Source organism: Solimonas terrae (assembly GCF_011067135.1).
Classification (GTDB): Bacteria; Pseudomonadota; Gammaproteobacteria; order Nevskiales; family Nevskiaceae; genus Solimonas; species Solimonas terrae.
In genome coordinates, this window is sequence record NZ_JAAMOW010000006.1 from 308,442 (window position 1) to 331,170 (window position 22,729).

The window sequence follows — 22,729 nt, forward strand, 5'->3', positions numbered from 1 at the left end:
GCTCAGCGCCCGAGCGCCAGCGCCGGCAGGCCGCCAACCACCGCCGGGCCATGACTGCCAGCGAACAAGGGCTTGACCATCCACGCCGCGCAGACGATCAGCAGCGAGGCCATTGCCAGGCCGAACGCGATCTGCACCGATGGCCGCGACAGATGCCGCCGCAGCTGGGCGCCGAGCGCCGCCCAGGCGAGGATGCACGGCAGATTGACGGCACCGAACACGATCACCAGCATCGCGATGCGTGCGGCGCCAGGCAGTTCGACGCGCGCGATCAGGGTGGCGCCGGCAACGGCCATCGACCAGGCCTTGGGATTGATCCACTGGAACAGCACGGCTTCACCGAAGCGCATCGGCCGCGCCTCCGCCGCGCCGGCGTCCGGCACGCCAGCCGCGATCGGGTTCAACATCTTCGCCGCCAGCCACAGCAGATAGATCGCGCACAGCACCGCGGCGACGTTCTGCAGCGTCGGCCAGCGGGCGATCAGGGCGCCGAGGCCGAGTGCGCCGGCCGCCAGCAGCACGCAGAAGCCGATCGAGACGCCGGCCAGATGACCGAGCGTGCGGCGCAGGCCGAAGCGCACGCCGGACTGCATCAGCATGATGTTGTTCGGGCCGGGCGTGATCGAACTGACGAACGCCAGTGACGCCAGTGCCGTGAGAAAACCAGGTGCGGATTCCATCGCGCGCACTCCACGGTGTTGAATGGCCGCACATTGTCGTGATCGGGCGGCAGGTGATACAGATACACTGCGCGTGAATTTCGGCAATAACAGTTGGTCGCCATGGAGCAAGCCTCGACAGCGGATCGCGACACGCCGCGCTATGTCGGTGTCGCCAACGAGATTGCCGCGCAGATCGCCAGCGGCCAGCTGGCCGTCGGCGAACGCGTGCCGTCGGTCCGCGCACTCGCTCGACAGAAACGGCTGAGTCCGACCACCGCGCTCGCGGCGCTGCGCCACCTCGAGCAAAGGGGCGAGATCGAGGCGCGGCCGCAGTCCGGTTACTACGTGCGGCAGCGCCCGCAGCTTCTGCCGTCGCTGGACATGAGCCGCACGGCGAAGCGGCCGCGCGCGGTCGCCGTCAACAGCCTGTTCGCGCGCCTCGTCAACGACGTCGCCAGCCCGGAACTGATCCCGCTCGGCTCGGCGGTGCCGGAGCATGACTGGTATCCGGCGCGCCTGTTGCAGCGCGCACTGGCGTCGGCGACCCGGCGGCGGCCGCAGTGGCTGTCCGAATACGGCTACTACTTCGGCGTCGACAGCCTGCGCCACGAGATCGCGCGCCTGTACGCGGGGCTCGGCTGCACGGTCGATGCCGACGAGGTGCTGATCACCAATGGCTGCATGGAGGCGCTCAATCTCGCGCTGCGCGCGGTCGCCCGGCCCGGCGACGTGATCGCCGTGGAATCACCGACCTTCTTCGGTTTCCTGCAGATCATCGAAAGTCTCGGCATGAAGGCGCTGGAGATCGCCACGCATCCACGCGACGGCCTGTCGATCGACGCGCTGCGGCAGGTGCTGGAGAACAGCGAGACGCCGGTGCGGGCCTTGCTGGTCGCAGCCAATGTCGGCAATCCACTCGGCACGACGATCCCGCCCGAGCGCCGTCGCGAGCTGTTGCGCCTGTGCGCGCGACACCGGGTCGTCATCGTCGAAGACGATGTCTATGGCGATCTGCATTTCGCAGCGAGCCGGCCGCCACCGCTGCGCGCGCTCGATCCGGATGCCCAGGTGCTGCTCTGCGCATCGTTCTCGAAGACGCTCGCGCCGGGCATGCGCATCGGCTGGGTGATCGGCGGCGCGATGACCGAGTCGCTGCGTCTGGCAAAGTTCGTCAATTCGGTGGCGACGCCCGCGGCCCTGCAGCAGGCGGTGGCCGATGTGCTCAAGCGCCGCACGCATGCGCGTCATCTGCAGGGTCTGCGACGCGCCTGCCAGCAGCAGATCGGCCGATTCTCGGAGTTGATCGAGCAGGGCTTTCCGGCCGGTACGCGCCTGAGCCGGCCGCAGGGCGGTTTCGTGCTGTGGCTGGAACTGCCGGCCTGCATCGACGTACTCGAACTGCACGAACGCGCGTTGCTCGACAACATCAGCTTCGCGCCCGGCCCGCTGTTTTCGAGCAGCGGCCGCTACCGCAATGCCCTGCGCCTGAACTGCGGCCGCGAGCTGACGCCGCCGGTGATCAAGGCGCTGCGCCGGCTCGGTCAGCTCGCCGGCCGGTAGCCGCCGCACGGCAAAGCAGGCAGGCTGCGGTTTTCAGCCGCGAGCCTCTCATGCCCGACTACGTTGATCCGAGCAAGGAACAGTTCGCCGCGTTTCGCGAACTCGGCGGTGACGGCGTCATCCACATGCTCAACCTGATCCGCCTGCGCGAACACGCCGCCTACGAGGACGGCCGCCGCGCCAGCGGCCGCGAGGCCTATCGGGCCTACGGCCGCGAGACCGAGCCGATCTTCCGCCGGCTCGGCGGCAGACAGTTCTGGATCGGCACGCCGGAGCTGATGGTGATCGGGCCGAGCGATCGACAGTGGGACCTCATCTTCATCGCCGAGTATCCGAGCCCGCAGGCCTTCGTCGACATGCTGCGCGATCCGGAGTACCGCATCGCCGTCAAGCATCGACAGGCCGCGGTTGCCGACTCACGCCTCATCCGCCTGCGTCCGCAGCCGCCGGGCCGCAGCTTCGGCGAGTTCTGAGTCGTGCCCTCCACGCGGGGGCCCGCGCCTTCAAGGCGACGGCATCGACGCGCAGCGTGGCGGCCGGGCTGCCGTAACAACGCGGCGACAGGGGTGAGCCCAGGCTCAGTGGGGCGCCGCGATCCTGAACGCGGTCAAGGCGTTTCCGTTCGGCACCACCAGCAGATTGTCACCCGCGGTCATCGCGGGCCCGAAGCCATGGCCCCATCCGATACCGGGCTCAGTGCCATTGGACAGATGGGTGTCCCATAGCTGCTGCCCGGTGGTGGTGTCCACGGCGTAGAGGTTGCCGTTGGTCGATACGGCAAACATCACCTGATTTACCAGCACCGGTGCGGCCGCAAGCTGGCCGTCACCGCTGAAACTCCAGGCCAGTGCATTGGTGGAGAGATTGACCTTCTGGATGCTGCCGCTCTTCACCATATAGCCATATTTGCCACTGAGCGCAGGTGGCGTTTCCGAAAAGTAGGTGTTGATCAGAGCGCCGGTGCCGCTGTCGAGGTAGTCACCGGCATAGGAGCCGAAGCCGTCGGGCATGACGGCACCGACACTACCGACAACCGCGACACCGCCGCCGCCGCCATCGCAGCCACCGCCGTGATACCAGACCAGGCCACCGGTGGTGGGATCGAAATCGTAGGCCTGGCAGGGATATGCCACGTAGAGCCCCGAGTCCGTGACCGCTGGCGTGCTGTTGTCACCACCGGCGACACCGGCGGCCCAGGCCAGGCTGCCGTCGCTCTCGCGCAACGCGTACACCGTACCGCCCGAGCCGGCTGCGGAGGTGTAGACCAAGCCGTTGCGGGCGGTGGCCGCGGCATCGAACACATATTGATATGGCATCGCGCCCGTCCACCTGAGCGCGCCCGTCGCCGCATCGAAAGCGAGCATGACGCCCCCGGAGCAACAGGCGGCGTTCCCAACCTCGAAGATGGTGCCGTTTTCGTAGGCCGGCCCGTCGCCGTTGGAGATAACGGGACTCCACACGTCCTCACCACTGTCACCATCCAGCGCGTAAAGCAGCTGATCGGCGACAACGAATACATGTCCTTCCGCCACCAGCGGATAGGAAGGCGCGATGCCGAAAGTCTTGGTCCAAGCCGGGCTGTCCGGCATCTTCAACGGGCAGCTGGTCAACGCTTCGCCGGTGTGGGCGGGGTTGACCAGGTAGGACACGGCGTCGGTCGTGACGGGCACGGTACTGGTGATCGTGAAATTCGCAGCCGAACTGACGCCGCCGGCCGGTAAGGGGCTGCTGACCTTCACCGAGGCGGTGCCGGCGCTGGCGATGTCCGCCGCGCTGACCTGGGCCGCCAGCACCTTGGGCGAGACAAAGCTGGTAGGGCGCGCGCTGCCGTTCCAGCTGACGCTGGAACTGGGCACGAAACTGCTACCGATCACGTAGAGGGTGAAGTCACCACAACCGGCCGCCGCGCTGCTGGCATTGATCGTGGTGAGATGCGGCACCGAGTTGTTGACGGTAACCGCCAGCGCCGCGCTGCTACCGCCACCCGGCGCCGGCGAAAGGACCGTGACCGCGGCCATCGTGCCGTCAGCAACGTCACCAGCGGCGATCTGAGCGGAAAGCGATGTGGCGGACAGATAGGTGGTGGGCCGGGCCGAGCCGTTCCACTGCACCACGGACGAGGGTTCGAACGCGCTGCCGCTGACGGTGAGGATGAAGGCCGCGCTGCCAGCGGTAACGGACGATGGCGAAGCCGAAGCCAGCACCGGCACCGGGTTGTTCACCGCAAAGATCGCTGCGTTGCTGCTGGCGCCGGAACCGTTGTTCACCGACACATTAACCGTACCGCCAGTGGCGATGTCCGCCTGTGCGATGTTGGCGCTGAGCTGGGAGGCCGAAACGAAGCTGGTGCTGCGTGGGCTGCCGTTCCAAAGCACGATCGAACTGCTTGAGAACCCGCTGCCGCTGACGGACAGCGTGAAGGCCGCGCCTCCGGCCGTGGCGCTATTCGGCGAGAGCGCCGACAAACTCGGGTTCTGCACCGTGAAGTTGACGGAACTAACGCTGCCGGTAATGCCCACGGCATAGGTGCCGCTGGCGGCGATGTCGTTAGCGCCGATCTCGGCAGTGACCTGGCTGGACGATACATAGGTGGTCAGGCGCGACTGTCCGTTCCACGTCACCTGACTGTTGCTGGCGAAGTTGGCACCGTTGACGGTCAGGCGGAACGCGGGTCCGCCGGCATAGGCCGTGGCCGGCGAGATGCCGCTGACCGAAGGCGCGGGCAGCACGGTGAAATCATAAGGCAGGCTGGCGCGCGCGTAGACGGTACCGCAGCTGCTATTGCTGCACAGCTTCAGCGCCAGCGAGCCTTTGTGCTCGCCGACGCCGAGATCGGAGCGGGTAACGAAGCCGACGCTGTAGGAACCGCTGCCGACCTGCTGGAGATCGCTGCCGGACTCGATCGCGCCGCCCTGGTCGACGATCGACACGAAGCCGACTACCGACGCATCGCCGCTGATGGTGGCCGTCTCGGTGAAGCGGTAGCTGGCTCCCTGCTGGAGCGAAGCGGACACGCTGGCCGGCGCCAGGGACACGGACACGCTCGGACCGCCACCACCTCCGCCGCCGCAGGCGCTGAGCGCCGACAAGCAAAACAAGCTCCACAGGCAGGCCGAAACGCCACGGAACGGCGAGGCCGTAACGGCAAAGCGCGCGCGCATGAAAATTCCCCTGAACCGGCCGCTGAGGGGCCGGCAAACCTCAACAAGGCCGTCCGCCGCGGGCGACGGTTGGCTCCCCTTGAGCAAGCTTGACAGATGTCGCCGGGCCGGCAAAGCGGATTCAGCCTGCCGAGGCTTGGCGGATCTGGGGGCGAACGCCGAGTCGCACCGCTCACTGCGCGGCCGACGCATTTCCGGCGACGACCGCATGGGCGTCCAGCAGGGCCGCCAGGCGCGCCGTCAGCGCCTCGCTGGCCGCGTGCATCGGCACCCGGCAACGCACATCGATCAGACCAAGCTTCGCCAATGCCGCCTTGATGCCGGCGGGATTGGGTTCCTCGAACAGCGTGCGGATCAGCGGCCACAAACCGTGAAAGAAGCGCTGCGCGTCGCCGATGCGGCCGGCGTTCACGACCTCGACGACGGCAGTGAAGCGCTCGGGGTACAGATGCGCCGACGCCGTAATCGCCCCGCAACCGCCGATCGCCAGCGTCGACAGCAGCTGCCCGTCTTCGCCGGCCAGCAGCTCGAGCGGCGTGCGTGTGATCAGTTCCAGCGTCAACGTGGGATCGCCGCCGCAGTCCTTGACCGCCTGCACGTTCGGATGCTTGGCGATGGCCGCGAAGGTTTCGAAGCGCATCGCCACCCTCTTGCGGTACGGGACGTTGTGGACGATCAGCGGCCAGGGCGAGGCCTCGGCCACTTCGAGGAAGTAGTCGATGATCGCCGCCTGCGAGGGCCGTACGTAGTACGGCGGCGCCACCAGCAGACCATCGAGCCGGCGCGGACGCAGCGCTGCGATCTGCGCCCGCAGATGCCCGCGATGCGGGCCGCCGAGGCCGAAGACGAGACGCGTATCCGGAACCACGGCGCGAACGGTGTCGAACACCGCCAGCTGCTCGTCGTCATCGAGCGCATGTGCCTCGCCCGTCGAGCCGCAGACGACGAAGCCGGCGAGGCGGGGAGCGAGCCGCTTCGCCAAACCGGCCCGTGCGTTGTGATCGACCGCATCGTCGGCCGCGAACGGCGTGACGAGCGGCACCCAGATTCCAGAGAAATGTTGCATTTGATTTTCCATTCGGATGCTTGACCGATGAGCGGCCAGACAGGCGAACGGAAGAATCGAAACGGTGATGCCTGGATGCTCCGCCAGCTTGCCTGACGGAGCCCACGCCCTGGTCAGATGCGCGTGAGTTTTTTCTGCGCGGCAGCGCAGCAGACCACGCGCTGGCGGCCTGCATGAACAAGATTCTGCATGCGGAAAATCGACATCGGCGGGTCATCGGCGATGCGACGAGGCCGCGTCAACGCCAGGCCGGCCGCTCAGGCTACAGCGCTTTGCTGGCGCAACTGGCGCTCGCGAATCGCCATGAACAGCGCGATCGCGAATGCGTAGCTGGTCACCAGACTCATCACAAAGTAGACCCAGGGCGCTTTCATGCCGAGGCGGCGGCCGTCGACGATGGTCCACAACGGGAACAGGATCAGGTTGGCGAAGATCAGATCCTGCCCGCCGGAGGCCGACGCCGGATTGACGAACAGCAGCGTCGTCCAGTGCCACCAGCCGGCCGCCGCGCGGTATTCGCGCATGTAGACGATGTTGAAATACCAGCCGATCAGCAGTGCCGGCAGGGCGACCAGATAACACGTCCACTCGATCGCCGAGACCCCGCCAGTCCGCAGCAGGTCGCGGTTGATCCAGTAGATCCAGACCACCAGCGCCAGGCCGATCAGCGCGTAAATCATTTCCGTCGGTGCCATCTCGTCTCCCCTGCGAAGGACCGCGTATCGGCAGTCTCGTACGCGGCCTGCAGCCGGTAATCGTCCGATCGGAGCAGGATGCGATGGGTACGCTTTTGCTCTCTATTGCGCTGCGGGCCAGGTCGCGAGCAGGTCACGCAGCGCCTCGACCAGGACCAGCGGACGATCGAGCATCACGTGATGGCCGCAATCCGCCAGCACGATGCGCCGGACCTCGTCGCCCAGCGGCAGGTGGTCGACGATGGACGCGACATGCGACTCGCCGGCGATCAGATGCGCGGTCGGCACGCGCGGCCGCAGCGGCACGGGATAAGGTCCCTGCTCGATGCCGCGCTCGAACTTCTGCCAGTAGGCCGGATCCGCCCGCCAGCACCAGCCCGCGGCACCGCCGGCATCGGCAATCTGCATCAGGGAATGACGCGCGACATGCTCGAGAAGGGCGGGTTCGCGCGCCGGGCCGGGCGGCATCAGGCGGAAGCGTTGCCGCGCTTCCGCCTCGCTCGCAGACAGGCGCCGCGCCGGCGCGGCAGCATCGGGTTTTCCGGCGCCCGGCGCGCGGAAGCTGGTATCGACCAGCACCAGTGCCCGCATCGCCTCCGGCGCATGGATCGCGCCGTGCATCAGGTGAGCGCCGCCCATCGAATGCCCGATGAAGATCGGCGGGCCGGCATCGTCGAGACCGGTCGCGCGCACGCAGGCCCGCGCATCCTCGAAGAAGTCGGCGCTCGAATAGCGCTCACGCCACGCGGACGCGCCGTGGCCCGGCAAGCTCATCGCCGCGACGCGGCGATCGCGGGCGAGCAGCGGCGCCACACCGTCCCACCAATGCGCATGTGCGGCAGCGCCGTGCAGCAGAAACAGGCCCGGCCGGCCGCGCTCGCCCCAGGTCAGCAGTTCGACCTCGCTGCCGCCGCTGGCGACGCGCCGCACGTCGGGTTCGTGCGCCAGCGCGGCAGCGAGCCACGCTGGCGTCTCGATCGGCGCGTCGCCCGATCCGTTCGCGTTCACCGCGCAGCGACCGCGTCGCGCCCGGCCGGCACGCTGCCATTCATCTGATCGGTGACGGCGACCGCGGCGGCCAGCAGGCGCTCGATACAGCGCTCCAGCTTGCGCGCCGTCAGTGTCGCCGGCAGACCACTGAGCACGAGTTGAAAGGCCATCGACGCGTCGGGCGCGAATACCGGCGCCGCAATCTGGCCGATCTGCCGGATGTCGCCGTCGCCGGGCGCGGCCAGCTGGATCTCGTCGCGGTTCAGTTCGGCGACCAGTTCGCAGACCGTCGCCCAGTGCGCGCTGTCACGCTGAGCTGCGGCCGGCACCACCACGGCGCTGCCCAGTCGGTGCCAGCTCGCCGTTGCCATCGCATAGCCGCGCTGGCGGATCAGCGGCAGGGCTTCCAGCAGCCAGGCGTAGGCGTCGGCCCGCATGTGCTGCTTGGCGAATGCGAGATACGGCTCGACGAGCGCGGCACGTCCCCATGCGACATGACACAGGCCCATCGGCGGGATCATCGGTCGACGCTCGCCGACACGATTGAAGCCGGCATGCGATTTCGGCAGGCCGTCGCACGCGAGAATGATGAGATCGCGGCCGATCAGGGCTGTCGCGCTGCACTGCACGCCAAGCTCGGCGCTCATGCGCGCCATTTCGATCTTCGCGGCCTCGACGCCACGGTAGCGCTCCAGCGACGCCTGACCGACCGCGAGCAGCCCCATGCCCAGCGAATAGGTCCTGCGTCGCGGATGGCGTGCGAGGAAGTCGGCAGCGGTCATCGTCAGCAGCACGCGATGCGCCGACGCCTTGCTCATGCCGGTCTGCTGCGCGATGTCGGCGAGGCTGAAATCCTCGTTCGGCTGACTGGCCAGCAGCTTGATCACATCGAGCACACGGCCCGTCGGGTTGGAGAGATCGGACATGGTTTCCGGTCGCGGGATGAAGTGGCGGCGATTGACAGCATCGCGGTTCTGCAGAAGAATTTTCACATAGTGAGTCAATCGTTTCAATATTGAAACTTCAAGCATCACCCCGAATCGCCATGCAAGCGCTCGACACCCCGCATCAGGCCCGGACCCTGCCGCAGCTGATTCGCGCCACGGCGGCAGCCTATGGCGACGATCCGGCGCTGAGCCTGAAGCGCGATGACGGCGAGCGCCGCGTCAGCTTCGCCGAGCTCGATCGCGAGTCGGCGCGCATCGCCCGCGGCCTGCTCGCGCGCGGCATCGGCAAGGGCAGCCGCATCGGCTTCATCTTCGGCAACGGACCGGACTTCGCGCTGATGCTGGCGGCGATCGGCCGCATCGGCGCGGTCGCGATCCCGATCAGCACGCTGATCCGCGCCAACGAACTGGTACGCGTGCTGCGCCAGTCCGATGTCGCCGGCGTGATCGTCCATCGCCACTTCCTCGGCCACGACTACGTCGCGCGCTTCTGCGAGGCGCTGCCGGAGTTGCGCACGGCGACGACAAAGAACCTGCGCATCGCAGCCGTGCCGTATCTGCGCTGGATCGTCAGTGACGGCGACGAGCTGCCCGCGAGCTTCCACGATCACCGCTATTTCGACGACGACAGCGTCAGTGACGCCATGCTGCGTGCGGTCGAGGCCGAGGTGCATCCGGCCGATCAGGTGATCGAAATCTACACGTCCGGCTCGATGGCCTTGCCCAAGGGCGTCAAGCACAACCACGGGGCGGTGCTCGCCCGCGCGCACTACCTGCGCGGCATGCTGCAGGCGACGCGCGGCAAGGAAGTCACCGCACAACTGCCGATGTTCTGGATCGGCGGACTGATGATGTTCCTGATCACCGACTGGGTGGCCGGCGCGGTGACGATCTGCAGCGACCGCACGATGAACAACAGCCGCTTCTCGGTCGGCTCGGTGCTGGCCGAGGACGATCTCAAGCTGGTGGTGTCGAAACCCTATTGGGGCCTCGGCATGACCGAAACACTGGGGCCGTATTCGTATGGCGACGTGCATCGCGCGCCGGGCCGGCCGGTCTGCGCGCCGCTGGATCACTGGGCAGAGGGATTCGAGGTGCGCGTCGTCGACGAGCACGGCGCGGCCGTCGGCGACGGCGGCATCGGCGAGATCCAGGTGCGCAGCCCGTACCTGACGCCGGCGCTGCACAAACTGGACCGCGAAGCCTTCTTCACGACCGACGGCTTCCTGCGCACCGGCGACATGGCCCAGGTCGAAGGCACGCGCGTGCACTTCGCCGGCCGCAACGGCGACATCATCAAGAGCGCCAGCTCCAATGTCTCGCCCGCCGAAGTGGAAATGGAACTGCAGGCGCTGGACGGCGTGCACAACGCCTATGTCGTCGGCATCCCGGACCCGGAGCGCGGCCAGCTCGTGGTCGCGGCCGTCGTCGCGCGCGACGAGCGAGGCGCTCTCGACTTCACGGTGATCGAAGCGCAATTGCGCGAACGCCTGTCGAGCTACAAGGTGCCGCGCGCCTACATCCAGATACGCCGCGACGAAGTCCCGATGCTGCCGAGCAACAAGGTGGCGCGGCGCGAAGTCGCGGCGCTGATCGCGCAACGACTCGGCAGGGGGGACTGAAGCACGGCGCGCTACTGCAGCGTCGGACCGTCGCCGCGCATTACCGTGACCTGATCGTCGATGCGCGTTTCGCTGTCCCAGAGGTACGACAGATGTGGATGCGCGCTGCGCAACACGGTCAGCGCCGCCGGGTCGTGGCGCAGTTCGTAATCCATCCACGCCACCGAATACGTGCCGGCGATATCGAAGCCCCATTCCGCGGTCGGCAGCAACGGGTAGTTGGTCCACTGCGCATGCGACGACGCTTCCGATACGATGAACGCGCGATCGCCCTCGAGCTTTTCGTAGACCGGCCGCACCACCGCCGGGTTCACCAGCGGGATCGGCGCGACCGGGCCGTCGTAGTCACCGGTCTGGATCATCGTCGGAATCGGGTTGTCGTCGAAGGGCGCGGACTGCTCGCTGATCGGCGCCGCCGCCACCGCGGCGTGCAGGCGCGGCTCGACCGCCTGCAGTCCCAGCGTCGTGATCGCGCCGAGGCTGTGGCCGATCACGCCGACGCACTGGCGGTCGATCACGCTGCGCACTGGTGACTGATCGAGCAGATAGGTCAGTGCGTCTTCGGAATCGCTGATGTTGGTCCCCGCATCACCCTCGACGCGATCGCCGGAATGGCCCTGCCCGGCGAAATCGAACGCGAACACCAGATAGCCCGCATCCGCGAATGCCTGATGCCACCAGCGGTACATGGCGACATTGGTGTTGACGCCTTCCAGCGCGAGGATGGTCGGGAACGGCCCCGCGCCCGGCGGTACGGCGGCGCGCTTCGGCAGCACGATCTCGCCGTACAGCGACGTGCCGTAGCGATTCTCGAAATGCACCGGCACCAGCGCGACCTTGTCGTTGTAGTACGGATTGCCGTACCAGTTGTAGACCTGATCGAGCCGCGAGCCGTCGTGCAACTGCGCCAGCGTCGCGCGTACGGTGAACGCGATCAGCTCGGGATCTGTGAGGTCACGAACCGTCGTGCCGAGAACGATTGGATCGAACAGCCGCGCGACCGCCGCCGTCGGCAACACCGACGCCAGCGCGTCGACATTCGTGATCACGGCTTCGACCTCGGACGGCGCCGGCGGCGGATTCTCGCCGGTCTGCCAATCCGGCCACGTCGCGAGCGCGTCGCCGTTATCCGGTGCGGCGCTGCCGCAGGCCGACAGCACGACGATCATCGCGGCCAGGCATCCGCAGATCGCGGATCGAAAGCGTTTGTTCTTGGGCATGCAGGTGTTTCCCCCGAGTACCGGCCTGCGCGGCGACTGTACGCTGCATCGCCGGTCCCGGGAATGTCGCCCGGCCGCAAAAATGAAGCGGCTGTCCCGGCACCGGTAGAATGCGAAGTCGTCCCCAGGGCTGTGCAGATCCACCATGTCTTTGCTTTCTCGTTTGTTCGGCAAGGCGCCATCACTTTCGAAAGATCCGGCGTCGGGGCGTCAACCGGCTTCATCGAACGCGGCCGAACCGGCGCCTCCCAGGCCGAGCGCCGCCCACCGTGCGCTGGCCAGCTTTGCCGAGGAAAAGGCTTTGCGGTCGGCCATCGAGGCACGGGACGTCCAGGCGATCGCCGGACTGGTCGTTGCGGGGACCTCGACCACGCTTCGCCAGGCGGCAGCGAACGCCATCGACGATCCGGACGTCCTGCGACAACTGATCCGCGATGTCCGCGGCGGCAATGACAAGCACGTCTACAAAATCCTGACGAACAAGCGCGATGTCCTGCTCGAGCAAGCCCGCAAGCTGGAACAGCTGCAGGCCGAGATCGACCGCGCAGCGAATGCTCTCGAGCGCCACAGCCAGCGCACATACGACGCCACCTACAGTCCGAGACTGGAACGATTCGAACGCGACTGGAACGCGGTGGCCGCCGCCGCCGATCCGGAGCTGCGCGAGAAAGCTCGGCTCTGGATAGCCAACTCACGGGAAACCGTCGCGGAACACGAGCGCCAGCTGGCGACGCAGGCCGCACATGAGCGGGCAGCCGCTGAAGCCGCTGCAGAAGCGCGGCGCCTGCGCGAGGAGCAGGCGCAGGTCTCCGCCGCGGCAGCGACCGAGCAGGCGCGGATTCTCGAGGAGCAGAAGCGTGCGCTGAGCGAAGCACGGCAGACCGAGCAGCAGGCGGCTCGCCAGATCGGCGACCTGATCCGCAAGGCACATGCGGCGCTGAGCGATGGCAGCACCACCCGCGCGGCCGACGTGCGGCGGGCCATCGACGAAAAGCTGGCGGAAGCGCCGCCGCTGCCGGCCGGCCTGAGCAGCCGGATCCAGCAGATCGACAAGCAGCTCGACGAGCTGAAGGACTGGAAAAGCTTTTCGGTGGCGCCGAAGCGCACCGAGCTGATCGCGGAAATGGAGTCGCTCATCGACGCGCCATTCGAGCCACAGGCCCTCGCCGACCGGATCAAGCGTCTGAAGGACGACTGGCGCCGCTTGAACAAAGGCGCCGGCGGCCCTCTCGACCCCGCGCACGAAGCCGATTCGCAACGCTTCCAGCGCGCCGCTCAAAAGGCTTACCAGCCATGCAGCGAATATTTTGCTGCCCAGGCTCTCGTCCGCGAAGAGAATCTGCAGCGTCGTGATGCCGTGCTCGCGCGCTTGACGGCGTTCGAAGCGGGAACCGACTTCGAACAAGCGGATTGGCAGTCCGTCATCAAGGTCCTGCGCGACGCAAAGCAGGAATGGCACCAGTGCTCACCTGTGGACCGGCTTGCCGGCAGGCAGCAGCACGAGGGGTTCATGGCCGTCTGTGCAAGCCTGCAGGGCCGGCTGGATGCCGAGTACGCGCGCAACCTGAAGCGGAAGGAATCGCTGATCGAGCAAGCTCGAGCTTTGCTCGCGAACGACGATGATCGCAAGGCAACCGATGGGGTCAAGACCCTGCAACAGCAGTGGCGAACCGCCGGCCTTGTGCCGCACAAGGTGGATCAACGGCTCTGGGGCGAGTTCCGCCAGCACTGCGACGCCGTGTTCCGGAAACGCCAACAGGCGTTTGCCGCCTGCGCGTCCGAGCAGGAGAACAACAGGACGCAGGCCCTTGCCTTGTGCGAGCAGATCGAGAAGATCGCCGCACTCGAAGGTGCCGAGTTGCTGGCGAGTACCGCCGCGCTGAACGAACTGCGCAGCGCCTTCGACGCGCTCGGCGAGTTTCCGCGTGCAGAGTCGCGCGAGCTTCGCAACCGACTGGATCGGGGCGTCGAGCGCTGCAAGGCAGCCGTGGCACGCCAACATGCGCGCGACGCCGAGCATGCGTGGAGCGAACTGTTCGAAGCCGCCGGGCACGTGCGCGCCTACACGCTCGCCGTGACGCGCCATCTGGACGCCGCGCAGCTCGACCGCCTGAAAGCGGCCGCCGAAAGCCACATGGCCACCGTGCAGCAGTGGCCGAAGGGCGGATTGGAAGCACTCCAGCAGGCGCTTGCCGGGGCGCCTTGCGCGGATCTCGCGGCAAATGAGACGGCTCTGAAAACGCTCTGCATCCGAGCCGAAATTCAGACCGACATGCCGACGCCGCCGGAGGACCAGGCCCTGCGTCGCGAATATCAGTTGCAACGCCTGGTGCAGAACATGGGTCAGGGGCGTCAGGCCGATGCCGCGCCATGGGACAGCATGGCGATCGAGTGGGCAGGCGTGGGCCCGGTGGACGAGGCGGCATACGCGCCCTTGCTGCAGCGGTTCCGGCGCTGTCGCGAACGGGCTGGCTCGTAAGGTCTCATCGCAAGCGCGGCTTCCGCCGAGCCGGCGAACCCCGGTGATCAATCCCTGGACCACGCAAATGTCGGGCTTCGCGGCGCTCGGCGCCAGGCTGCGATCCGGGCACGGGGAAGCCGATGAATTCAGTGCACCCGATGCCGAGCGCGCGCTGCGCCAGCAAGCGGCTTTTTTGAGCGGCAAGTCGTTGCGCCATGTACCTGCGCCACCGGCGAAGACCACATGCCGGAAGTCGTCATCGCGCAGAACACAGTCCTGAAGGCTGCCGAAGCCGGATGCGCGGCCTGCGCTCGACGGTGAGTTCACACCGGTCAGCAGCTTGCGCGCCGTGCCCGGCTGCACGTCCCGTGCCGATTCGGGCCGAGCATCCGGCTGCGGCGTTCGCCTCCCGGCGCTGTCCGCTTTTATCGATATTTTGTCCCCGGCGATGCTCGCCCGGACCGATGCCACTGACTAAGCTGGCGAGGACACAGGATCGTCGCGGGTGCATCGCACACCGCCACACCGGGGGAGAAGACATGTCTTGTTCGAAACCGCTTTTTTTTGTTGCCGCCGCGTTCAATGTCGCGGTGGCGGCCGGACTGACACTGGGCTGGCCGCTGACGCAAAGCCTGCTGCAGCTGGCGCCGGCCGACGGCAGCAACTGGCTGCTCGTCAAGGTCGCGTCGGTGCTGATCCTGACGTTCGGCTATGCGTATTTCATGGTCGGGCTCGACCCGGTCCGCTACCGGCCGTACGCAACGCTCGGCATGATCGGCAAGCTGCTGGTCGTGGCGGTCGCGCTGCCGGTGATCGTCGCGTCCAGCCAGGGCTATCTGCTGGCCTGGCTGGCGATGGGCGATCTGCTGTTCGCAATCCTGTTCGCGGTGTTCCTGCGCGGCCCGCGCCATGTTTGAGTTCAATCTCGCGGCGCCGATGAACTGGATCTACGGCGTGCTCGTCGTACTGATTCCGCTGATCGGCGTTGCCGAATACCGCGGCTGGTTCCAGCTGGAATATTCCAAGTTCCGGCCGACGCAGGGTGGCATGAGCAGCCGGCTCGGCATGTTCATTCTGTACTTCGTGCCGATCCCGGTGCATCTGTGGTTCGCGGCGGCCTATCTCGGCCACGCGACACTGGCGCAATGGCTGCTGTGCGCGGCAATGGTCGGCCACTTCGCCAAGCGCTGTCTGGAGGTGCTGTTCCTGCACAAGTATTCGGGCCCGATCGGCAGGTTCACGGTCGTGCAGATCACGCTGATCTATTCGCTGGCTTCTGCGCTCGGCGGCTATCTGTTTGCGCAGGCGCCGGCGCTCGACGGCCTGTTCGCGAACGGCACGCTGCTGTTCCTGATCGGCGAGGCGGGCAATTACGTGCATCACAAGATGCTGGCCGACCTGCGCGCACGACGGAGCGGCTATTTCATCCCGCAGGCCGGGCTGTTCCGGCTCGTCACCTGCCCGCATTACTTCTTCGAAATCATCGCCTGGGTCGGCATTGCGCTGATGAGCCACCAGTGGGCGATGCTGCTGCTGGCGCTCGCGATGCACAACTATCTGGCGGCGCGTGCGTGGAAGACGCGGCAGTGGTATCGCAGCCGCTTTGCCGACTACCCGCCGGCCCGCAAGTGCATGACACCGGGTCTGCTCTGAGTCGGTACCGCCGAGCCGGTCGCCCTGCCGCGCGTGCAGGCCGGGCAAACGCGACGGCCCGCTTCCGGTCATACTGCGTCGCCCGCGCGCTGCTACCGGCCCGGACGGCGAATCGACGCAACCCTTCGTCGCATGGGCGGCGCCAAGACGCACCGCGTCGGCCCCACCCCACCGTCCAGCGGTTGCGGGCTGCCGGCGCCGGCCATGCGTGCAGACTGCAGGGGCATTCAGTTGCGACAACCGACACCGCGGCGAGCCGCGAGAGAGACACGTGAAGACGACATCGATGAGCAATGAATCCGCCCCCGGGTTCGACGCAGCCGACAAGGCCACCTGGCGCCAGATCATCGAAACCTATCGACAGTCGTCACTGCCACGCGCGATCTGGCAGCTGACCAACACCCTGGTTCCGTATGCCGCCGTCTGGGCACTGATGTATTTCAGCATCGCGGTGTCGTGGTGGCTGGCCGTCCCCCTGGCGATCCTCGCCGGCGGCCTGCTGGTGCGCATCTTCATCATCTTCCACGACTGCGGGCACGGCTCGTATTTCAACTCGCCGCGCGCCAACGACACGCTCGGCTTCATCACCGGCGTGCTGACGTTCACGCCGTACTATCACTGGCGCTGGGAGCACGCGATCCATCACGGCACTGCGGCGCACCTCGACAAGCGCGGCACCGGCGACATCTGGACGATGACGGTCCAGGAGTACCTGGAATCGTCGCGCTGGCAGCGCTTTGCGTATCGCCTGTCGCGCAATCCGTTCGTGCTGTTCGTGCTCGCACCGCTGTTCGTGTTCCTGCTGATGCAGCGCGTGCCGAAACCGAAAGCCAGCACCCGCGAGCGCCACTCGGTGTGGTGGACCAATCTTTCGATCCTGCTGGTGGCGATCGTCATGTCGAAAATCTTCGGCATCGGCGAATACCTGCTGCTGCAGCTGATGGTGACCGCGGTCAGCGGCGCGATCGGCATCTGGCTGTTCTACGTGCAGCATCAGTTCGAGGACGTGTACTGGGAACGCGGCGAGAACTGGGACTACGCGGCGGCGGCGCTGCAGGGCAGCTCGTACTACAAGCTGCCGAAAGTGCTGCAGTGGTTCTCGGGCAACATCGGCTTCCATCACATCCACCATCTCAGCGCGCGCATTCCGAACTACAACCTGCAGAAGTGCCACGAGGCCGATCCGCTGTTCCAGCGCGTCCGGCCGATCACGTTCTTCGCGAGCTTCCGATCGATGACGCTGCGGCTCTGGGACGAGCAGAACCGCCAGCTGATCGGCTATCGCCGCCTGCGTCAGTTGCGCAAGCAGCTCGCGGCCGCGAACAAGGCCGGCGCCGCGGCGATCTAGGCGGGATTCGGGCCGCCGGTATCGGCCAGGCCGGGCCGATCGCGCAAATCTTGTGCAGCATCGGGCATTCGCGCGATGACGGCGGCGGCGTACAGTGCCGCACCGCCGCCGCACAGGATCGCCACCATGAACATGAACACGCGCAAGCTCGGCCGTCAGGGTCTCGAAGTCCCGGCCCTCGGCCTCGGCTGCATGGGCATGAGCCAGTCCTACGGACCGGCGGACGAAAGCGAGTCGATCGCCACCCTGCATCACGCGCTCGAACTCGGCTGCAATTTCCTCGACACGGCCGAGGTCTACGGCCCGTTCCGCAACGAGGAACTGCTCGGCCGCGCGCTGCAGGGGCGGCGCCACGATGTGATCATCGCCACCAAGTTCGGCTTCGACATCCGCGAGGGGAAGCCGCCGCTCGGCGGCACCAACAGCCGCCCCGAACATATCCGCGCCGCGGTCGACGGTTCGCTGCGCCGGCTGCGCACCGACTACATCGATCTGCTCTATCAGCACCGCGTCGACCGCGCGGTACCGATCGAGGACGTCGCCGGCACGGTCGGCGATCTCGTCCGGCAGGGCAAGGTTCGCCATTTCGGCCTGTCCGAGGCCGGCATTGCCAACATCCGCCGCGCGCACGCCGTGCATCCGGTCACGGCGCTGCAGAGCGAGTACTCGCTGTGGGAACGCAATCTGGAAGGCGACATCATCCCCGTGCTGCGCGAACTCGGCATCGGTCTGGTGCCGTTCTCGCCGCTCGGTCGCGGCTTCCTGACCGGCGCAGTCCAGCGCGCCGAGGATTACCCGGAAGGCGATTTCCGGCGCAACGATCCGCGCTACCAGGGCGAGAACTACGACGCCAACGTGCGTGCCGCGCAGACCGTGCGCGACATCGCCGCCGCGCACCAAGCCAAGCCCGGGCAGATCGCGCTGGCCTGGCTGCTGCACAAGGGTGAGGACATCGTGCCGATTCCCGGCACCAAGCGCCGCCGATATCTGGACGAGAACGTCGCCGCCGCGGCGATCGCGCTCGATTCCCTGCAGATGCAGGCGCTCGACGCCGCGCTGGCGCCCGAACGGATTGCCGGGCCGCGCTATGCCGCCGCGATGATGGCGACCGTCGATCGCTGATCGTTGCAGCCCACGCGGCTTGCGCGCGATCGCGATCGATACGGCAGACCGGTCGGGGCTTGCGCCGCTGTCACATCGCGGCCATCAGCATCCCGATGCGCGCCGTCAAAGCGTCCGAGGCCGCCTGCATCGGCGCCCGACAACGCCGGTCGATGTGCCCCTGCAGGGCGAGCGCCGCCTTGACGCCGGCCGGATTCGGCTCCTCGTACAGCGTGCGCATCAGCGGCCACAGGCCGTGGAAGATCCCGCGCGCGTCATCGAGGTGCCCGCTTGTGACGGCCTCCAACATCGCGGCATAGCGTTCCGCGTACACATGCGCCGATGCCGCGATGGCGCCACCGCCGCCGAGCGCGAGCGTCGTCAGGATATTGCCGTCCTCGCCGGCGAGCACGGTCAGCGGCGTGCGCGTGATCAGGTCGAGCGTCAGCGCCGGATCGCCGCCGCAATCCTTGACGGCGCGAATGTTCGGATGGCTCGCGATCGCCTCGAAGGTGGCCAGCGTCATCGCCACGCCGGCGCGGTACGGAATGTTGTAGACGATCAGCGGCCACGGCGACGCGTCGGCCAGATCGAGGAAGTAGTCGACGATCGCCGGCTGCGACGGCCGCACGTAGTACGGCGGCGCGACCAGCAGGCCGGCGAGCCGCCGCGTGCGCAGCGCCGCGATCTGCGCGTGCAGGTGCGCGCGGTTCGGCCCGCCCAGTCCGAAGACGATGCGCGAGTCCGGCACCGCGGCGCCGACCGTGTCGAGCACGGCCAGCTGCTCTTCGTCGTCCAGCGCGTGCGCCTCGCCGGTCGATCCGCAGACCGCGAAGCCGGCGACGTGTGGCGCCAGGTGGCGGGCCAGCGCGTGCAGCGCCGCGTGATCGATCGCGCCGCCTTCGCGAAACGGCGTGACCAGCGGAACCCAGATACCCGTGAAATTTTCCATGTGATGCTCCATTCGAAATCCGACCGGCGAACGGTCAGACAAGCGAGCGGACGATGGAAATTTGCTCTACCACGACTCCGCCAGCGTGCCTGACGGAGCCCACGCCCCGGTCAGGTGGGCGTGAGTTTTTTCTGCTGCGCGCAAGCGATCGCGCCGGCATGACGGCCGGTATCGATCAGCAGTAGATGGCGCGGGGTGTGCATGCGCGCATTATCGGAAGCGCCCGCGCCGGACGTCAACGAGGCGTCGGTCCGATCGCGCCGACATCGCATGGCCGTCTCAGCGTGCGGTCAGCGTCATCAGGATGTCGGCATACCAGGCGCAGTTGAGCGACAGCGATTCGTCCTGTTGCTGGTCGCGATTGCCCATGTCGATCTGCGCCGAATGCACGCCGAGCAGGCGCCACGGCAGCGAGCCGTCACGCGGCTTGTGCGGCGCGCGCATCAGGACCGGCGCGCCGCTGGTGCCGCGATGCGTGCGCGCATCGGTCAGGAAATACCCCTCACCCTGGAAGCGGATGCCGAACGCCGAGGCCATCGCCGCCTGCCGCGCCACCGGCAGGTGGTGCAAGGTGTCGTGAAAACCCAGCGGGAAACCGAGAATGATCAGCGCGCTGCCGAGTTCGATGCGCTCGTCGGCAGCCTGCAACTGGGCCGGCGCGAAGGCCCGGATCACGTGGAATTTCGGAAGCGCTGCGCGATCCAGCGCGATCACGGCAACATCGACTTCGCCGCCGGAATCGCGGCCCTGATGCCAGATGCTCTTGCCGTCGGCGTACAGCGGGATCGAAAACCCGGTGGTCCGCGTCAGGTCCTTCTCGTCGAGATGGATCTCGAGTTCGATGCGATCCGGGAAGTGCTTGCTCGGCGCATCGATCACGACATGGCGACTGGTGACGACGTAGAGACGCCGGTCACGCTCGAAAAAGAACCCGCTGGCATTGGTCAGCGGCTGGGTTCCCTTGAAGGTCCCGATGCGGGTCGCGGCAAACAGTACGGATTCCGTCATGGCGCCATGGTACGCGGCGCCGCCCCTGACGGGCGGCACCGCGACCGCGGGCCGGCGGTCTCAGCCGCCGGCCTTGCCGCTCCCGGCGGCGAGCTGCTTCTGCAGATCGTGCGCGCGCTGGATCAGGTACTGGTGGATCGCATCGGCGTCGTCCGCGCTCAGCACGTCCATCATTGCCGGCATGCCCTTGCTGGCGTACGCGCCGGCGAGGATGCCGTTGAACAGCAGGTGCTTGTCCGCCGTCAGGTAGCGCAGATCCGGAATCACGCCGCCGCTCATCGCGTCCGGGCCGTGGCACATGCCGCAGTAGCGGTTGTAGAGCTCGCGTCCGTGGCCGACGACCTTGGCGCTGGCCGTGACCGGCGGCGGTGGCGGCAGCGTTTCCGGCGCCAGATCGACGGCCGGCAGCGTCGCACTGCCACCGAGCTTGTAGGTCAGCACGCGTGCCTGCGGCTTGACCGCCGCGACGGTCGAGATGCCGCCGAGCGCGAGCGGGAAGGCGCCGCCCCAGCCGGCTTCGACCGTGACGTACTGCTGGCCGTCGATCGTGTAGGTCATCGGCCCGGCCATCACGCCGGTGTCGGCCGGCGTTTCCCAGAGCTTCTTGCCGGTATCGGCGGCGTAGGCGACGAAACGGCCGTCCGCCGTGCCCTGGAACACCAGACCGCCGGCGGTCGCCAGCGTGCCACCGTTCCAGATCGTCGCGTAGTCCTGCGTCCACACGGCCTTCTGCGCGACCGGGTCCCAGGCCACCAGCTGGCCCTTGTAGAGATCGGCGATGCCCTGCAGTTCCTTCGGTTTTTCCGGCAGCGCGATCGGCTGCGAGCCGAGATGCCAGAGTCCCTTGCCCTTGAACGTCTGCGAATTGTCCGGCGCGTAGAGCGCCGGCGCCTGCTGCGCGGGAATGTAGACCAGCCCGGTCTGCGGGCTGTACGACATCGGCTGCCAGTTGTGCGCGCCCAGCGGCCCCGGGAAGATCAGCTTCGGCCCGCTCGTCCAGTCGGCGTCCGGCGTTTCCATCGGCCGTCCGGTCTGCATGTCGATGCCGCTGGACCAGGTGAGCTTGACGAAGTTCTTCGCCGACAGCAGCTGTCCGTTGGTCCGGTCCAGCACGTAGAAGTAGCCGTTCTTCGGTGCCTGCATGATGACCTTGCGCGACTTTCCGTCGATGCTCAGGTCGGCCAGGATCAGGCTCTGCGTGGCCGTGAAGTCCCAGCTGTCGCCCGGCGTGGTCTGGTAATGCCAGACGTATTCGCCGGTCTCCGGCTTGAGCGCGACGATCGACGACAGGAACAGGTTGTCGCCCTTGCCGTCGCTGCGCACCTTGCGGTTCCAGGCGACGCCGTTGCCGGTGCCGATGTAGACTAGGTCGAGCTCCGGGTCATAGGCCATCGAATCCCAGGGCGTGCCGCCGCCGCCGAACTTCCAGTACTGATCGCCGTACCAGGTGGCGCGGGCGAGTGCCATCGCCTCGTTCTCGGGCGGCTGCGACGGATCGCCGGGCACGGTGTAGAAGCGCCAGTCGAGTTTGCCGGTATCGGCGTCGTAGGCGCTGACGTAGCCGCGCACGCCGAATTCGGCGCCGCCGTTGCCGATCAGCACACGGCCCTTGATGACGCGCGGCGCGCCGGTGATCGTGTAGCTGCGCTTGTGATCGATGACCGTGTCGGCCGTCCACAGCGGCGCGCCCGTCTTCGCGTCAAGCGCGATCAGGCGGCCGTCATAGGCGCCGACGAAGACCTTGCCGCCGGCCACCGCCACGCCGCGATTGGCGACATCGCAGCACCCCTGACGATCGACATCGCGCGAGACCTTCGGATCGTATTTCCACAGTTCGTGACCGTCGCGCGGATCGAGCGCGCTGACGATCGAATAGGCCCCGGTCACGTACATGATGCCGTCGACGACGACCGGCGTCGCTTCGGTGGCGCGATCGACGTCGAGCTTGTAGCTCCAGGCCAGACCGAGCCCGTCGACATTCTTCTGATCGATCTGCGTCAGCGGCGAGTAACGCTGCTCGGCGGCATCGCGGCCGGTGCTCGTCCAGGCACCGGGATCGCCGAGGCTCGCGTTCGCTGGTGCCGGCGGCGGCGCGGCGGCAGGTTCCTGGCTCTGAAAGCCGTTCGCGCAGGCAACCAGCAAGGCGCAGGACAGCATCGGCCACGGCCGTATCGGATTTCGCATGATCTTCTCCTCGATCGGTTCTCGTACAGTGGCCGCGCTCTGCGGCGCGACAGCGCGAGTCTAACCATGAGAGGCCGGGAAGGCGCCCCGCCCGTCCGG

The 22,729-nt window shown here is 67.2% G+C and carries 19 protein-coding genes; 8 read left to right on the forward strand and 11 right to left on the reverse strand.

Annotated elements, in window-relative coordinates:
• Positions 1 to 2 precede the first annotated feature (2 nt).
• The gene (locus tag G7Y85_RS13315; RefSeq protein ID WP_166257829.1) at positions 3 to 680 is read right to left on the reverse strand and encodes a LysE family translocator; all 678 of its coding nucleotides are present in this window, start codon (positions 678 to 680) and stop codon (positions 3 to 5) included.
• A 102-nt stretch (positions 681 to 782) separates the two neighbouring features.
• Between G7Y85_RS13315 and G7Y85_RS13320 the strand changes: the two genes are divergently transcribed.
• Both G7Y85_RS13320 and G7Y85_RS13325 read left to right on the forward strand, forming a co-directional pair.
• On the forward strand, positions 783 to 2,222 hold the full coding sequence (locus tag G7Y85_RS13320) for an aminotransferase-like domain-containing protein (RefSeq protein WP_166257832.1): 1,440 nt from the start codon (positions 783 to 785) through the stop codon (positions 2,220 to 2,222).
• 50 nt (positions 2,223 to 2,272) lie between these two features.
• On the forward strand, positions 2,273 to 2,695 hold the full coding sequence (locus G7Y85_RS13325) for a DUF1330 domain-containing protein (protein ID WP_166257835.1): 423 nt from the start codon (positions 2,273 to 2,275) through the stop codon (positions 2,693 to 2,695).
• A 105-nt stretch (positions 2,696 to 2,800) separates the two neighbouring features.
• Here G7Y85_RS13325 and G7Y85_RS13330 read toward each other — a convergent pair whose 3' ends face one another.
• The 5 genes from G7Y85_RS13330 to G7Y85_RS13350 all read right to left on the reverse strand — a co-directional run bounded on the left by G7Y85_RS13330 (position 2,801) and on the right by G7Y85_RS13350 (position 9,126).
• A complete protein-coding gene (locus G7Y85_RS13330; RefSeq protein WP_166257839.1) occupies positions 2,801 to 5,257 on the reverse strand; it encodes a choice-of-anchor Z repeating domain-containing protein in 2,457 nt (818 codons plus the stop codon).
• Between the two features lie 298 nt (positions 5,258 to 5,555).
• On the reverse strand, positions 5,556 to 6,449 hold the full coding sequence (locus G7Y85_RS13335) for a dihydrodipicolinate synthase family protein (RefSeq protein ID WP_166257843.1): 894 nt from the start codon (positions 6,447 to 6,449) through the stop codon (positions 5,556 to 5,558).
• Between the two features lie 257 nt (positions 6,450 to 6,706).
• Positions 6,707 to 7,144: a DUF2834 domain-containing protein gene (locus G7Y85_RS13340; RefSeq protein ID WP_166257846.1), complete on the reverse strand. Its 438-nt coding sequence runs from the start codon at positions 7,142 to 7,144 to the stop codon at positions 6,707 to 6,709.
• 102 nt (positions 7,145 to 7,246) lie between these two features.
• Positions 7,247 to 8,152 carry an alpha/beta fold hydrolase gene (locus G7Y85_RS13345; protein WP_166257849.1) on the reverse strand — a complete coding sequence of 302 codons (906 nt, stop codon included), beginning with the start codon at positions 8,150 to 8,152 and terminating at the stop codon, positions 7,247 to 7,249.
• Complete coding sequence (locus G7Y85_RS13350) at positions 8,149 to 9,126, reverse strand: helix-turn-helix domain-containing protein (RefSeq protein WP_166257852.1); 978 nt, start codon at positions 9,124 to 9,126, stop codon at positions 8,149 to 8,151. The genes G7Y85_RS13345 and G7Y85_RS13350 overlap by 4 nt, the downstream gene beginning before the upstream one ends.
• A 53-nt stretch (positions 9,127 to 9,179) precedes the next feature.
• Here G7Y85_RS13350 and G7Y85_RS13355 point away from each other — a divergent pair, with 53 nt between their 5' ends.
• Entirely contained in the window at positions 9,180 to 10,703 is a 1,524-nt protein-coding gene (locus G7Y85_RS13355) for a class I adenylate-forming enzyme family protein (protein WP_166257855.1), read from the forward strand.
• Positions 10,704 to 10,714: 11 nt separating this feature from the next.
• On the opposite strand, the gene G7Y85_RS13360 is transcribed toward G7Y85_RS13355, so the two are convergent.
• Positions 10,715 to 11,923: an alpha/beta hydrolase family protein gene (locus G7Y85_RS13360; protein ID WP_166257858.1), complete on the reverse strand. Its 1,209-nt coding sequence runs from the start codon at positions 11,921 to 11,923 to the stop codon at positions 10,715 to 10,717.
• A 163-nt stretch (positions 11,924 to 12,086) separates the two neighbouring features.
• Here G7Y85_RS13360 and G7Y85_RS13365 point away from each other — a divergent pair, with 163 nt between their 5' ends.
• The 4 genes from G7Y85_RS13365 to G7Y85_RS13380 all read left to right on the forward strand — a co-directional run bounded on the left by G7Y85_RS13365 (position 12,087) and on the right by G7Y85_RS13380 (position 17,385).
• Positions 12,087 to 14,402: a DUF349 domain-containing protein gene (locus G7Y85_RS13365; RefSeq protein WP_166257861.1), complete on the forward strand. Its 2,316-nt coding sequence runs from the start codon at positions 12,087 to 12,089 to the stop codon at positions 14,400 to 14,402.
• A gap of 521 nt (positions 14,403 to 14,923) precedes the next feature.
• The gene (locus G7Y85_RS13370) at positions 14,924 to 15,301 is read left to right on the forward strand and encodes a hypothetical protein (RefSeq protein ID WP_166257864.1); all 378 of its coding nucleotides are present in this window, start codon (positions 14,924 to 14,926) and stop codon (positions 15,299 to 15,301) included.
• Positions 15,294 to 16,037 (forward strand): DUF1295 domain-containing protein, encoded by a 744-nt coding sequence (locus G7Y85_RS13375; protein ID WP_166257867.1) that lies wholly within the window; start codon positions 15,294 to 15,296, stop codon positions 16,035 to 16,037. The genes G7Y85_RS13370 and G7Y85_RS13375 overlap by 8 nt, the downstream gene beginning before the upstream one ends.
• 286 nt (positions 16,038 to 16,323) lie before the next feature.
• Complete coding sequence (locus G7Y85_RS13380) at positions 16,324 to 17,385, forward strand: fatty acid desaturase (protein WP_166257870.1); 1,062 nt, start codon at positions 16,324 to 16,326, stop codon at positions 17,383 to 17,385.
• On the opposite strand, the gene G7Y85_RS13385 is transcribed toward G7Y85_RS13380, so the two are convergent.
• Positions 17,382 to 17,519 carry a hypothetical protein gene (locus G7Y85_RS13385; RefSeq protein WP_166257891.1) on the reverse strand — a complete coding sequence of 46 codons (138 nt, stop codon included), beginning with the start codon at positions 17,517 to 17,519 and terminating at the stop codon, positions 17,382 to 17,384. The genes G7Y85_RS13380 and G7Y85_RS13385 overlap by 4 nt on opposite strands.
• On the opposite strand from G7Y85_RS13385, the gene G7Y85_RS13390 reads away from it, so the two are divergent.
• Positions 17,512 to 18,507, forward strand: coding sequence for an aldo/keto reductase (locus G7Y85_RS13390; RefSeq protein WP_166257894.1), 996 nt, complete (start codon positions 17,512 to 17,514; stop codon positions 18,505 to 18,507). The genes G7Y85_RS13385 and G7Y85_RS13390 overlap by 8 nt on opposite strands.
• Positions 18,508 to 18,577: 70 nt before the next feature.
• On the opposite strand, the gene G7Y85_RS13395 is transcribed toward G7Y85_RS13390, so the two are convergent.
• The 3 genes from G7Y85_RS13395 to G7Y85_RS13405 form a co-directional block, all read right to left on the reverse strand.
• A complete protein-coding gene (locus tag G7Y85_RS13395) occupies positions 18,578 to 19,438 on the reverse strand; it encodes a dihydrodipicolinate synthase family protein (protein ID WP_166257897.1) in 861 nt (286 codons plus the stop codon).
• Positions 19,439 to 19,717: 279 nt separating this feature from the next.
• A complete protein-coding gene (locus tag G7Y85_RS13400; protein ID WP_166257899.1) occupies positions 19,718 to 20,446 on the reverse strand; it encodes a S1 family peptidase in 729 nt (242 codons plus the stop codon).
• A gap of 60 nt (positions 20,447 to 20,506) precedes the next feature.
• Positions 20,507 to 22,630, reverse strand: coding sequence for a PQQ-dependent dehydrogenase, methanol/ethanol family (locus G7Y85_RS13405; RefSeq protein ID WP_206675575.1), 2,124 nt, complete (start codon positions 22,628 to 22,630; stop codon positions 20,507 to 20,509).
• Positions 22,631 to 22,729: the final 99 nt, after the last annotated feature.

What these genes read in the sequence shown, in the direction of transcription:
- G7Y85_RS13405 (WP_206675575.1), bottom strand. Translation starts at nt 22,630, where the DNA reads ATGCGAAATCCGATACGGCCGTGGCCGATGCTGTCCTGCGCCTTGCTG.
- G7Y85_RS13385 (WP_166257891.1), bottom strand. Translation starts at nt 17,519, where the DNA reads ATGTTCATGGTGGCGATCCTGTGCGGCGGCGGTGCGGCACTGTACGCC.
- G7Y85_RS13340 (WP_166257846.1), bottom strand. Translation starts at nt 7,144, where the DNA reads ATGGCACCGACGGAAATGATTTACGCGCTGATCGGCCTGGCGCTGGTG.
- G7Y85_RS13355 (WP_166257855.1), top strand. Translation starts at nt 9,180, where the DNA reads ATGCAAGCGCTCGACACCCCGCATCAGGCCCGGACCCTGCCGCAGCTG.
- G7Y85_RS13375 (WP_166257867.1), top strand. Translation starts at nt 15,294, where the DNA reads ATGTTTGAGTTCAATCTCGCGGCGCCGATGAACTGGATCTACGGCGTG.
- G7Y85_RS13360 (WP_166257858.1), bottom strand. Translation starts at nt 11,923, where the DNA reads ATGCCCAAGAACAAACGCTTTCGATCCGCGATCTGCGGATGCCTGGCC.
- G7Y85_RS13400 (WP_166257899.1), bottom strand. Translation starts at nt 20,446, where the DNA reads ATGACGGAATCCGTACTGTTTGCCGCGACCCGCATCGGGACCTTCAAG.
- G7Y85_RS13390 (WP_166257894.1), top strand. Translation starts at nt 17,512, where the DNA reads ATGAACATGAACACGCGCAAGCTCGGCCGTCAGGGTCTCGAAGTCCCG.
- G7Y85_RS13380 (WP_166257870.1), top strand. Translation starts at nt 16,324, where the DNA reads ATGAGCAATGAATCCGCCCCCGGGTTCGACGCAGCCGACAAGGCCACC.
- G7Y85_RS13320 (WP_166257832.1), top strand. Translation starts at nt 783, where the DNA reads ATGGAGCAAGCCTCGACAGCGGATCGCGACACGCCGCGCTATGTCGGT.
- G7Y85_RS13395 (WP_166257897.1), bottom strand. Translation starts at nt 19,438, where the DNA reads ATGGAAAATTTCACGGGTATCTGGGTTCCGCTGGTCACGCCGTTTCGC.
- G7Y85_RS13325 (WP_166257835.1), top strand. Translation starts at nt 2,273, where the DNA reads ATGCCCGACTACGTTGATCCGAGCAAGGAACAGTTCGCCGCGTTTCGC.
- G7Y85_RS13370 (WP_166257864.1), top strand. Translation starts at nt 14,924, where the DNA reads ATGTCTTGTTCGAAACCGCTTTTTTTTGTTGCCGCCGCGTTCAATGTC.
- G7Y85_RS13315 (WP_166257829.1), bottom strand. Translation starts at nt 680, where the DNA reads ATGGAATCCGCACCTGGTTTTCTCACGGCACTGGCGTCACTGGCGTTC.
- G7Y85_RS13335 (WP_166257843.1), bottom strand. Translation starts at nt 6,449, where the DNA reads ATGCAACATTTCTCTGGAATCTGGGTGCCGCTCGTCACGCCGTTCGCG.